The following is a 12,455-nucleotide window of genomic DNA, read 5'->3' as shown; positions in this document are numbered from 1 at the left end:
CGGGCTTTGTTGCAAGAGCAATTATTAACGCATTTACTTGCGCCATCCGAGTTTTACATTACCTTTGCTATCAAACCATAGCGCTTCTTTGCGTCGGCGGCCGATCAAAATAGGGCCATCATCATAAAACAGAAAGTTTTTCCAATACCGTTTGAACACCGACCATTTAGTTTCAATGACGTTGTACTTTTCGTAGCAAAAGTAAATCGTTACGTCATCTTGCCAATCAAGAAATTCCTCGACACCGATAGGTAAAACATCATGATCCGATTCCCAAGAAACCATCCAATCTAATGTTTCTTTCCAGTTCGTCTCTTTCATAGGCCAATCAGAAGAGCTAAGACGCTCCGCATCAGGGCTATGAGCACTGATATTTTCCTTCCAAAGCTGAGAAGAGCGAGCTTGTGTCATAGGTTTTATGGATTCCAAATCCTGCTCAGAAACAGGCATGGAGTGATGAGTAAAAATCCATTTTCTTTGGTATTCGTCCAAAGGAAGATATGACATTCGTATTCCTTGTTAGGCTTTCAGCCACCCTTTCTCGGTGGCATCATGAATTATTTTCTTTGCTTGCTCCCATAAAACGTGGGAACCACTTTCAATTTTGCGATTTACAGTCAATGCTTGGGAACTCGTCACTTGGTGCTCTAACCAGCCTTTTCCGCCATTGTGGTAATTCAACAGCATTGGGATCAACCTATCAAGCGCTTTAGCAAACTTAGCATCGGCTGATTTTGCATCTTCAAATTCGCACCAAAGACTAAGCAATTCTTCACTTTGATCTACAGGTAACATATTAAAAAGTCGCTTAGCTGCTGCCAATTCCTTATCCTTTTGCGACTCAATGGCTTGAGTATCATAGGCAAAAGTGTCACCAGCATCTATCTCGACGATATCGTGGAGCAGTAACATTTTAACAACTCGCGCAATATCCACAGGTTTATTGGCATGTTCTTGCATCAAAATGGCCATGAGAGCGACATGCCAGCTATGCTCTGCGCTATTTTCTAACCGATCATCCGCACTTTTTACCCGTGCTCGCCTTAATACCGATTTCAGTTGGTCCAGTTCCATGATCAAAGATAACTGCTTTTCTATACGATTCACGTCGCTGTCCAATTGTCATTAACTAATGAACTTAAAATATGGTCTTCCCACACTCCATCTATGAGCAAATAGTCTTTTGCCATGCCTTCTTTTTTAAATCCAAGGCGCATTAACGTTGCTTCACTTTTATGATTTCGAGGAAGGTAAGCCGCCATTATCCTATGAACATTTTGTATAGAAAACATGTATTTTATTGCCAATCGCATCGCCCTAGTCATGACGCCTTTACCTTGAGCATTCTCGGCTAAGGAGTAACCTAAATTACACGCATGAAATGGAAAGCGGGATACATTACTAAAAGAGACGGTTCCCATCATTTCACCCGATTCACTATCTAAAATGATCAAATAGTAGCCTAGGCCCATCCGATGAAGTTCATGAAGCTTAATAAGTCTTTTCGTCCAGCCCGCTTCAGAATAAAAAGCCTCTTCTCTGCTTGGCTCCCATGGCTTGAGGAAGTCTTTATTTGCAATGAAATAATCCGTTATCAGTTTACCGTCAGTCGGCTCCGCAGTGCGCAGGATGATACTCTCATCTTGCTCATAAACATTTCTAGGGGTACTTACTCGTTCCATCAGCTCTTTCTTATCCCGTATTCACGCAATTTGTTAGCCACCGAGGTATGAGAAACATTGAGCCTCTTTGCAAGTTTTCGACTAGATGGAAAAGACTGATATAAACGTTCCAATACTTGAGATTCATAATCCTTCATGATTTCATCTAGTGAGCCATCCAAATTAATCGTCGGACCTGTCGCAATAGCGTTATCTAGTTGAGGAAGGTGAAATAAATCCACAGTCAAAGTTGTTGAATCAAGCTCGGTCAAGGCTCGTAGCACCATATTTTCCAGTTGACGCATGTTACCTGGCCATTGATAACTCACCAGTTGGTCAACCAAATTTTCACTAAGATCAGGCTTTTTAACGCCCAACTGCTTGACGTACTTTGACACAAATAGGTCAAGTAATGGCGCAATATCATTTGGCCTCTCGCGTAAAGCAGGAATGTTCAAAGTCAACACATTGAGGCGATAGAATAAGTCTTCGCGAAATGATTTAGACTCAGCCAGCTCACCTAGGTTGTGCCGGGTTGATGCTATCACGCGAACATCAACATGGATCTCTTGCTCCGCACCGACTCTTCGGAACGTTCCGTCTTGGAGTAATCTGAGAAGCTTGATTTGTAGATGAGGGCTCATCTCACCAATTTCATCAAGAAATACCGTACCGCCATCTGCTTGCTCAAAAATACCTTTATGTCCCTGTTCATGATTGAATGAACCAGGCGCGTGACCAAACAGTTCCGTCTCCGCGACATCATCAGGCATGGACGCGCAGCTCAATACCAAAAATGGCGCTGCAGCTCGGTGTGAACGATTGTGGCATGCTCTAGCGAGCATTTCCTTGCCGGTTCCCGTTTCCCCTTGGATAAGTAACGGCTGATCCAATACACAAAGCTTCTTAGCTTGACCCATGAGGGCTTTATGTCGGTTAGAAACCCCAACAAAATGCTCAAAGCCTAAGTTATTATGAATGGGTAGAGAATCCACCAACATAGGTTTTTCTTGATTTGATCGAATGATCATCACTGTACTTGCTAAAACAGATTCATTGGATTCAGCAGTGATGTATACAGGCATGACTTCCATGGAATAATCTAGACCACCAATCACAACATCTTCTCGATGACGTGTTATTTTGCCTTCGGTCCAATTTGAAAAGTTGAAGTTGGGCAATAAGCTCACGATTGGGTGACCAATCATCTCTTCCTGCTCGCAATTGAACAAACTCAAGGCTGCGTGGTTTGCCATATCAACATGGCCTTTCATATCAATAGCAAGAACTGGCTCTGGTAAGCTATTGAGAAGAGATATCAGCTCGGTGTTATGTCTCTCCATGGGCATAAACTGAATTTTTCGCACATCTTTTACACCTGTGATCCGGCGAATTTCTGCCATCAATTCACTAAAGGTATCAAAATCAATATCTGGGCAATTCAGATAAATAATACCAGTGGTATCAATTTCAATGCCTCGTAAATCAATATTTCTGGAAGCCAGAATATCTAATAGCTCACGGGTAAGGCCGAGTCTATCTTCACATATTACTTCTAAACGCACTGAGAAAGTCCCTAGTCTAAGGTGTCAGGAAAAGTTGACAGTAGTTTCCCCCAAGCAAATTTTCTCGTCAAGTAAAGCAGCATTACCAGCTTCACAATCACGCTATTTGATTGTTAGAGCGGCGATTTTTTCCACAACATGTTTACGAATAGCACCAAGCTTTACTTGTCTTCCTGAATACCAAGGTGTTGGCCGAAGCAAGGACATCGCTTTTAGTCCTACCCTTGCAGTCAGAATACCAACTCCGAGCCCTTGTCCTGCTCTCGCCGATACTTTTGCTGCAAGATCCATAGAAAGCAAATCCATACTGGCATCAATGGCAAGTTCACTCACACCGACGAAAGCCATATTGATTAGGATTGACTTAAACAGCTTTAGCCGAGACAAATAACCAAGTTGGACACCGTAGACCTGAGCTAAACTCTCAACCATCTTAAAACTACGCCATGCAACGAGTAACATGTCCGCAATCGCTAAAGGGCTTATCGCGACAAGCGTTGCGGACTCAGTTGAATATTTAGTCACTATTTTGGTGGCTTTTTTATCCAGCTCTGATACGACAATGGCGTCATACATATCAATAATTTCTGAGTCACTGTGTGAAGGATTGACACTTTTTTGCCACCTCTGATAACTTTGACTGGTCAATCTAATACCCGCCTCTGTGGCTAGAGACTCACAAAATGCTTTTCCTTGCCCCACACTGTCATTAGTAACTAGTGTCTCGATTTTATCTTTTACGCTAAATTGATGACGAAGCTTTTTCAGAGCCCACAACTCTTTGCACAAGGCTACCAAGCCTATACTGGCAAGGGTTGCTATAAATCCAATCCATGCAACCGACAACCAATCATCTGTTTGAATCGCATTATGCAAGGTATCAACCGATTGCCAAGCGAGTAACGCAGTAAAAGCCCCAAGCAGTCCTCTCAACAAGAAGCGTCTTTTCTTTGGCGGGCGAATCACCTGTTCAATAGTCTTTTCAATATGATCACCAACATCTTCTGATGTCGCTTTCGCCACAACAAAAGTATCTTTGTCGTCAAATTGGCGTTGAGAGGTGAGCTCATCCTCGCCAACCTCTGGTTTTTCTTCTAAGACTTGGGTATAGATGCGCTGTGTTTTCAACTTGTTATGAGAATCTTTCATTTAAGCTTATCTCCAATCAAATACTCTAGCGCTTTGTCCATACGTATATGCGGCAAGGGTTCATCCTCAGATTTAGGCATAGGCCGAAAAGAATAAAAATTGAACTCGTTGCCCTGCCAAAAATCGGAGCTGGGTAACTTTTGGGGAACCTCTCCTGGGAATACGGTTAATGTCTCTCCATCGTTGGTCACGCCTTGAATTGCAGGCATTGACTCGCCACTCTGGCTAATAAAGCCGCTCTGTGTAGCTTGTATTGATGCCATGGCGATACAACTCATCTCAATATTGTCGTATGCCGCGGTTTGCCAAGCTGGGTAGACCATCTGCTGCAGTAATGAAACTAAATTAGGGTGTTGCTCTGGAGTGACATGATCGGCTTTAGTCGCGGCAAACAGTATTTTATCGATTTTGGGCGCAAAAAGACGTTTGAGGATATTGCTCCGACCATACTTAAAGCTATGCATTATTTGCTCTATCGCCTGACGCATATCAAGAAATGATTCATTACCAGCATTGAGAGGCTGTAAGCAATCCACTAAAACAATTTGGCGGTCAAAGGTAGAAAAGTGGTGTTTATAAAAAGCTTTTACTACCTTCTGTTGATATTCTTGATAACGCGTGATCAACATTGCCAAGTTTGAGTCCTTAGGGATCTTATCCTCTTCATCATATTGACAAGGGAAAAATTGTAGTACTGGTGCACCATCCAGTTCCCCCGGCAGAACAAAACGACCAGGCTGTACCCAATGTAAACCAGAGTCTTTGCATTGATGTAGATATTCAGTATAAGATTTTGATATTTCCTCAAGTGACTTTTCATTCGCTTGGGACGACAAGGATAATGACTCAAGCATAGCAAGCCAATCTTTGGCTAATTCGCTACGTTGACCTTTAAGTGCAGTAAATTGAGTTTGCGACCACTGATGAAAATTCATATTCAACAAAGGTAAATCCAACAACCACTCACCAGGATAATCCACAATATCAAGATGGAGTATAGAAGTACTACCAAGCAAGTTTTTGGTTCTTTTTGTCGATTTGAACTTTAGTGCCAAACGAATTTCACTAACATCACGAGTTGGCTCTGGCCAAGAAGAAGGCTGTGCAAAAACCTGTTCAATCGCTTCATCATAGGCAAACCTTGGCACCATCATATTTATTTGGGGCTCTCGTTTTGATCCAATTAAGCGCTGGTCTCTAGCCGAAGTGAGTAGTGGAAGATTGTCATGGGTGGAAACATGCTGTAACTGATTGACTAAAGAGCTGATAAAAGCCGTTTTACCAGCTCGGGATAAACCCGTCACAGCAATACGAACATGGGAATCGATACTGCGACTAATGAACTTATTCAATTCGCGGGGTAATTGCTTCATTCAGGGCCTCTTCATTTAAACTCTTCAATATCATACGTCTATTTATCTTAACCAGAAATGAACGAAGGGAGTAAGAGCCTAAATCATTGAAGTTATGTATAAATGGTAGGAGATGATACTTAATCGTCTGCTGTAAGCTTATAGATAACAAACAAAGCTAATTCTAATAGAACAAATAACACCAGAGTTAAACGTACATATTTTTGGTCAAAGACACTCACCCCATAAAAAATCATGTCATAGCCGACGAAACAGCCAATAAGTACAGCAATAATGGTTTGCAAAATTCGGATAAATCGAGGCATTGATATTCCTTAAGTCGTGTCGAGTTATCAAAGATACCAAATAAAAAAGGTGCAGCTAAGCTACACCCTATAACTCGTTGTACACCTAATATGATTAAAATCAGGTATGATGGCAACCTTTACTGAGATTCCATTTCTTGAATCTTAACTTTCCAGGTATCTGGACCGATTTGATGGGCATTGGCACCATTAGAGTCAACAGCAACCGTGACTGGCATATCCTCGACTTCAAATTCATAAATCGCTTCCATACCGAGATCTTCAAATGCGACAACTTTGGCTTTTTTCACCGCTTTCGCGACAAGATAAGCTGCACCACCGACAGCCATTAAATAAACAGCCTTGTGCTTTTTGATCGATTCAACGGTAGCAGGGCCTCGCTCGGCCTTACCTATCATGCCCATAATGCCCGTTTCTTCCAACATCATGTCAGTAAACTTATCCATGCGGGTGGAGGTTGTAGGGCCAGCAGGGCCAACAACTTCATCACCCACTGCATCTACAGGGCCAACGTAATAGATAAACTTGCCTTTGAGATCCACACCTTTTGGTAGTCCTTCACCGCTTTCAAGCATACCTTGAATACGCTTATGCGCTGCGTCTCGACCCGTTAGGATCTTACCGGAAAGCAGGACGGTTTCACCTGTTTTCCATTGTTCAACGTCCGCTTTGGTCACTGTGTCTAGATTAACTCGACGCGTGTTTTCTCCCGCTTCCCAAGTGATTTTTGGCCAATCTTCTAACTTAGGAGGTGTTAGCTCTGCTGGGCCTGAGCCGTCAAGCGTGAAGTGCACATGACGAGTCGCCGCACAGTTTGGAATAAGACAAACAGGCTTTGACGCCGCATGAGTAGGTGCTGTTTTGATTTTGACGTCAACCACAGTCGTTAAACCACCCAGACCCTGTGCACCTATACCTAACTTATTGACACGATTAAAGATATCCAAACGAAGCTCTTCTTCGGTATTTTGAGGACCGCGGTCAATAAGTTCCTGAATATCAATATGTTCCATCAAAGATTCTTTAGCCAATACTGCCGCTTTTTCAGCAGTGCCGCCAATACCTATGCCCAACATTCCCGGTGGACACCAGCCAGCTCCCATCGTTGGCAAGGTTTTTTCGACCCATTCTGCAATATCATCGGATGGGTTAAGCATGACCATCTTGGTTTTGTTTTCAGAACCGCCACCTTTCGCTGCAATCTGTATCTCAACTGTATTGCCAGGCACCATTGAAATATGAACAACAGCTGGCGTGTTATCTTTGGTATTAATTCGTTTTCCAGCTGGGTCTAATAGAATTGACGCTCTCAGAGGGTTGTCAGGATTGTTATAGGCTTGTCGCACACCTTCATCCACCATCTGCTGGACTGTCATGTCTGTGCTGTCCCATTGGACGCCCATACCAATATTGACAAAGCAGGTAACAATACCTGTGTCTTGACAAATTGGTCGATGGCCTTCTGCAGACATGCGAGAGTTGATTAGAATCTGAGCAATAGCGTCTTTGGCCGCTTGGCTCTCCTCTTTGTTGTAGGCTTTTTCAAGGGCTTGAACAAAGTCTAGAGGGTGATAGTAAGAAATATATTGAAGTGCATCAGCGACACTGCTGATCACATCCTGCTTGCGAATTACCGTCATTGCATGCCTCGTTATAGTTATGCTTCCTTTTGATGCCGCTGTGTATAGTTCAGCTTACATTCTTGCTTCTGACCACAAGTTTAGTTGAGCTGAGACCATCTTGTTATTATAAACGTCATTGTAGCGGCGATAGGTCGCAGTATGATACTCTTGCTTTACTTCTCTTGCTATGCAGTGAACCATCTCTTTGTCACAAAAAAAACAAATGAATCAAAAGACGTCAAATTGCCTACAAATCAAGCCTCTTAACTATCACTCAGATTTATCACTAGAGCTTTTCAATAAGGTAGCCTCCCTGCCATGGGCAATGTTACTTCGCTCAGCTTCTCGTGAACATGTGGATAGCCGGTTTGATATTTTAGTCGCCGCACCTTTAGTCAAAATCATTACCTCAGGACAAACCACTCTGGTAATTCACCCCGAGGGTCAATTCGAATCCGATCAAGACCCATTTCAACTACTCGAACAACAGCAAGACCAATGGTTACCAAAACTTGACTATCAAGGGGAGCTGCCTTTTATTGGAGGTGCGCTAGGATATTTCTCTTACGATCTTGGGCGCAGAGTCGAGCAGCTAGCACAAATCGCCCAGCAAGATTTGGCAACACCGGAGATGGCCGTAGGGATATACAGCTGGGCTGTCATCTTGGATCATCAAAACAAGACAGCTTTTGTTGTGGGCGAAAATGTCGATACACACTATGGATGGCTCATCAGCCAAGATCCCAGGCTAGATCAAGACTTTGTGCTAACGTCTGAATGGCAGTCAAATATGACAAAGCAAGAGTATGTGGAGCGTTTTTCAAGAGTCAAAGACTATCTACACTCAGGAGATTGCTATCAAATTAACCTAGCACAACGCTTCAAAGCAGAATATACCGGCTGTGAATGGCAAGCTTACCAAACGCTAGAACGATTTAATCAAGCGCCCTTCTCCGCTTTTATTCGCATAGACAAAAGTGCCATTTTAAGTGTATCTCCAGAGCGCTTCATCCAACTTAGTGATCGCAAAATAGAGACTAAGCCAATTAAAGGCACGCGTCCGCGCCATGCATGTATTCAAGCAGATTCAGCTCAAGCCAATGAGCTTGCCATTGCAGAAAAGGATCAAGCTGAAAATCTTATGATTGTAGATTTGCTAAGAAATGATATTGGAAAAGTGGCGAAACCCGGTACTGTCCATGTACCCAAATTGTTCGATATTGAAAGCTTTCCTGCCGTGCATCACCTAGTCAGTACAATTCGAGCTGAGCTGCGCGATGACTATTCAACAGCAGATTTATTGCGCGCCTGCTTTCCGGGCGGATCTATCACAGGCGCGCCCAAAATTAGGGCAATGGAAATCATAGAAGAGCTCGAGCCACATCGTCGAAATGCTTATTGCGGCAGCATAGGCTACATCAGCCGCCATGGTAAAATGGATACCAGTATCACCATACGCACGCTTGTTGCAGAAAGTAATAAAATCTATGTTTGGGCTGGAGGCGGGCTGGTAGCAGACAGCAAAAGCTGCTCTGAATATCAGGAAACGCTGGACAAACTTTGCAGAATTTTACCTATATTAAAAACCCATTAGCAAAGAAAACCTAGGCCCATTTTTCAATCATCGACCTCAGTTCTTTCGCGGTATAGGGTTTGCTTAATATGTCATCCATACCGCTCTGGATGCACTTCTCTCGTTCTTCTAGAGTCGTGCCAGCAGTAAGTGCAATAATGGGTTTGGTGTATTTTTGTTCGCGCAAGAACTCAGTGGCTTCAAATCCATCCATTTCAGGCATCCGACAATCCATAAAAATAATATCGTAGTCTCGTTCTGACACCGAATTTATCGCTTCTTTACCATTATTAGCGATATCAGGAACTATCGAAATTTTTCGCATCATTTGATTGAATATAACTTGGTTCATTCGAATATCATCCACCACTAGAATGGATAATGTATCCAGCTGCTTTTCGACTTTTTCCGTGTGATTCTTGTGTTGTTTTTGTTGTACTTTAGGAATGTTAAGCGGTATGACAATATAAAACTGAGTACCGACTCCCTCTTGGCTACTAAACCCAATTTCGCCATCCATTAACTCGACCAAGTTTTTACAAATCGCAAGACCTAATCCCGTACCTTCAAACTTACGTTTGGCAGTTCGGTCAGCTTGAACAAAGGGATTGAACAAAAGCGCTTGTGCTTCCTTGGGTATACCAAGCCCCGTATCTTTAACTTGTACATTAAGATTGCCACTCTTCCACTCAATAGCAACGTTAACACCGCCTTCTATCGTAAACTTGATAGCATTACCAATCACATTAATTAGGATTTGGCATAAACGATCAAAGTCACCCTCCAAATTGGCTGGGACTTTCTTAGAACAATCAATATGAAAATTAATACCCTTATCAAGCGCTCTATTTACAAAAACACTGTCTAGCATACCGGTAAGGTCGGCGAGCGCAAACTGTGAGGGTATGAGTTGCATCATCCCTGCACTCATCTTACTGAAATCGAGAATATCGTTGATGATGTGACGAAGAAGCTCTCCAGAGTGAGTAAGATTACTAAGAAAGGTTCGCTGCTCTTCATCGAGAGGGGTGTCTGAAAGCAACTCAGCACTACCTAATAGGCCATTTAATGGCGTTCGTAATTCATGGTTAATCATGGCAACAAACTCTTTGGTTGCCTTTTCTGACTCTTCCGCTCTGGCCCTCGCCTGCTGATTACTCGTTAATATAATTTGTCTATTGATCGCACTGCATAATAAATCGGCGATTAAGCGCAACTGGCTAACGATAAACTCTGCATCTATGTCTTGGTCAACGACCTCGACTGACAGCTCTCCCACTATTTGATGATCAACTTCTAATGGTAATGAGAGCTGGGCCTCTTGCCAAACGGCAAAAGGCTTGATGGTTTCAGTGCTCTTTGTGTTGGAAGAACCAAACTGGTTTGCTTTAACTGTCAAAACCGTTTCACAAGCCAGAAAGATGCCTGAATGTCGCAGTGCAGACGATGTATCCAAGCGTTCAAGAAGATTAGACAATAAGCCGTCATCTAGGGTACGCCCTAAGAATGCACGGCCAAAATAGAGAAGTGTCTCGTTAATATGCTCTTCAAATTGAAGTTTATGCAAATCAATATGAGTTTGCCTTTTGAGCTCACTCAATACTAGATTCAGCTGCTCATTGGCTTCGTACAATTCGAGACTTTTTTGCTCGAGTAACAATTCAGCCTGTTTGCGCGCCGCTATCTCTCTTGCAAGCTTTCGTTCTATTGCACCTTGGCTAGCCATCCATTTACCCTACAACAGCAACCTTAAATCGCACATCATTACCGCTTTGATCATTGTTGTGCATAACTATATCAACCTCTTCACCATAATGATTCGCGCAGCCTTCAATCAGGCCCAAACAAACATGGGACATACAACGAGCACTTTTATAATCAAAAACCACTTCTGTTTCATTTTCGGAAATAAACTCAAACCGAGGCGGATTGGCTTCTTGATACAGCTTTTTCACCTCGACATGAATATAATCTTCAACCAAACGAATGAATTGAATCGAGTTTTTACACCCTTGTAAACTGTTCTTTTCTGGTAAGGATTGATACAGATTATCAAATACTGACTGGCCAAATACCCTCTGTAATTCTTCAGCAGAGATACCAGTTTGCTTACTGAGTTGCACGATTAAACGTACCAAGTCTTTGTGGTCATAACTGCCTACAGCAGTATAAACGCCCTCATCACCCGCGTCAGCCAACAGCTGATCAAGCGCGTCTAAACCAAATTTTTCTTCGACCAAATCCATAAATTCTGTGAAGATGATTCCTTTCATAGAGTGGGCTATCCTTAGAAGTGAAGTTATCATTCAAGCATGAGTCATAACATTTAGTTTTTCAACTAAGGAGGTAGAGCTAACGTGTTGTCAGAGCTCAATAAAAATCAAATCATTCAAAACTTCCAATTGCAGCAAACTGTCGACTATCACCAAGAGACAGTGAAAAGAGTTGCCCATATACCACGTAGGTCATTACGCAAGGCCTCCGTTTTAATAGGTTTTGTCGAGCGAAGCACAGGTCTTAACATTATATTCACTAGAAGAGCACAACATCTTAAGCATCATCCAGGGCAGATAAGTTTTCCGGGAGGAAAATATGAGGAAAGTGACAACTCCCTGCTACAGACTGCGCTGCGAGAGACCTACGAAGAGGTTGGAATACAGGAGCGCGAAATTACTATTTTCGGCCAGATGCCAGAGCTTATCACCATCAGTCACTTCAAAGTCACACCGTTTCTGGCTTTTGTAGCACCAGACTACAATACCAATATTGACCTCAATGAAGTTGATGAAGTATTTGAAGTCCCAGCATCGGTCGTTCTAGATAGACACCAGCTCCATAGTGAACGTTTCCGTGTACGCGACCATTCTCATCGTGTATTTGGCCTTTCCTACGAAAACTATTTTATTTGGGGTATGACTGCTCAGATCATCCATGCATTGCAAAATCACATAATACACAGTTAACAGCTGAACGCGCTTCTCTTCAGAAGACTGATGACCAAAATCCAAGAACAATCCAATAGTCTACATTAGTTTTTATTATGAAGTTGATTAATAAAAATCATGAAAAAAACTATAGATTTCGTGAACAAATCCTTGTTTTTAACATATGTAGTTATTAGTCGATTTAATTCATGATTTACATCTATTTTTTGTGCAATATTTCATGCAAAATTGCCCCCAACTTATTTCCTGTTCCCAAAATGAG

The 12,455-nt window shown here is 42.5% G+C and carries 12 protein-coding genes; 2 read left to right on the top strand and 10 right to left on the bottom strand.

The window, feature by feature from the left end; all coding sequences use genetic code 11:
• Nucleotides 1-33: 33 nt before the first annotated feature.
• The 8 genes from DPF90_RS03335 to DPF90_RS03300 all read right to left on the bottom strand — a co-directional run bounded on the left by DPF90_RS03335 (nt 34) and on the right by DPF90_RS03300 (nt 7,693).
• Nucleotides 34-507: a DUF2947 domain-containing protein gene (locus DPF90_RS03335; protein WP_114784673.1), complete on the bottom strand. Its 474-nt coding sequence runs from the start codon at nt 505-507 to the stop codon at nt 34-36.
• Between the two features lie 12 nt (nt 508-519).
• Nucleotides 520-1,107, bottom strand: coding sequence for an HD domain-containing protein (locus DPF90_RS03330; RefSeq protein ID WP_114784671.1), 588 nt, complete (start codon nt 1,105-1,107; stop codon nt 520-522).
• The gene (gene rimJ, locus DPF90_RS03325) at nt 1,104-1,682 is read right to left on the bottom strand and encodes a ribosomal protein S5-alanine N-acetyltransferase (protein WP_114784669.1); all 579 of its coding nucleotides are present in this window, start codon (nt 1,680-1,682) and stop codon (nt 1,104-1,106) included. The genes DPF90_RS03330 and rimJ overlap by 4 nt, the downstream gene beginning before the upstream one ends.
• Complete coding sequence (gene tyrR, locus DPF90_RS03320) at nt 1,682-3,226, bottom strand: transcriptional regulator TyrR (protein WP_114784667.1); 1,545 nt, start codon at nt 3,224-3,226, stop codon at nt 1,682-1,684. The genes rimJ and tyrR overlap by 1 nt, the downstream gene beginning before the upstream one ends.
• Before the next feature lie 102 nt (nt 3,227-3,328).
• A complete protein-coding gene (locus DPF90_RS03315) occupies nt 3,329-4,375 on the bottom strand; it encodes a YcjF family protein (protein ID WP_114784665.1) in 1,047 nt (348 codons plus the stop codon).
• On the bottom strand, nt 4,372-5,748 hold the full coding sequence (locus tag DPF90_RS03310) for a YcjX family GTP-binding protein (RefSeq protein ID WP_114784663.1): 1,377 nt from the start codon (nt 5,746-5,748) through the stop codon (nt 4,372-4,374). Before DPF90_RS03310 ends, DPF90_RS03315 begins: the two co-directional genes overlap by 4 nt.
• Nucleotides 5,749-5,867: 119 nt before the next feature.
• Entirely contained in the window at nt 5,868-6,053 is a 186-nt protein-coding gene (locus tag DPF90_RS03305) for a hypothetical protein (RefSeq protein WP_114784661.1), read from the bottom strand.
• A 119-nt stretch (nt 6,054-6,172) separates the two neighbouring features.
• Nucleotides 6,173-7,693, bottom strand: coding sequence for a fumarate hydratase (locus DPF90_RS03300; protein WP_114784659.1), 1,521 nt, complete (start codon nt 7,691-7,693; stop codon nt 6,173-6,175).
• A gap of 205 nt (nt 7,694-7,898) precedes the next feature.
• On the opposite strand from DPF90_RS03300, the gene pabB reads away from it, so the two are divergent.
• A complete protein-coding gene (gene pabB, locus DPF90_RS03295; protein WP_114784657.1) occupies nt 7,899-9,269 on the top strand; it encodes an aminodeoxychorismate synthase component I in 1,371 nt (456 codons plus the stop codon).
• 10 nt (nt 9,270-9,279) lie between these two features.
• Here the strand turns inward: pabB and DPF90_RS03290 are convergent, their stop codons facing one another.
• Together DPF90_RS03290 and DPF90_RS03285 are read right to left on the bottom strand one after the other, a co-directional pair.
• Nucleotides 9,280-10,974 (bottom strand): ATP-binding protein, encoded by a 1,695-nt coding sequence (locus tag DPF90_RS03290; RefSeq protein ID WP_114784655.1) that lies wholly within the window; start codon nt 10,972-10,974, stop codon nt 9,280-9,282.
• A gap of 4 nt (nt 10,975-10,978) precedes the next feature.
• Nucleotides 10,979-11,521 (bottom strand): heme NO-binding domain-containing protein, encoded by a 543-nt coding sequence (locus DPF90_RS03285; RefSeq protein ID WP_114784653.1) that lies wholly within the window; start codon nt 11,519-11,521, stop codon nt 10,979-10,981.
• A gap of 84 nt (nt 11,522-11,605) precedes the next feature.
• Between DPF90_RS03285 and DPF90_RS03280 the strand changes: the two genes are divergently transcribed.
• The gene (locus tag DPF90_RS03280; protein WP_114784650.1) at nt 11,606-12,211 is read left to right on the top strand and encodes a CoA pyrophosphatase; all 606 of its coding nucleotides are present in this window, start codon (nt 11,606-11,608) and stop codon (nt 12,209-12,211) included.
• Nucleotides 12,212-12,455 lie beyond the last annotated feature (244 nt).

The organism is Vibrio tetraodonis, assembly GCF_003350295.1.
GTDB classification, from domain to species: domain Bacteria; phylum Pseudomonadota; class Gammaproteobacteria; order Enterobacterales; family Vibrionaceae; genus Vibrio; species Vibrio tetraodonis.
The sequence above is the reverse complement of the archived record's forward strand: the minus strand, read 5'-3'. Positions and strand labels throughout refer to the sequence as shown.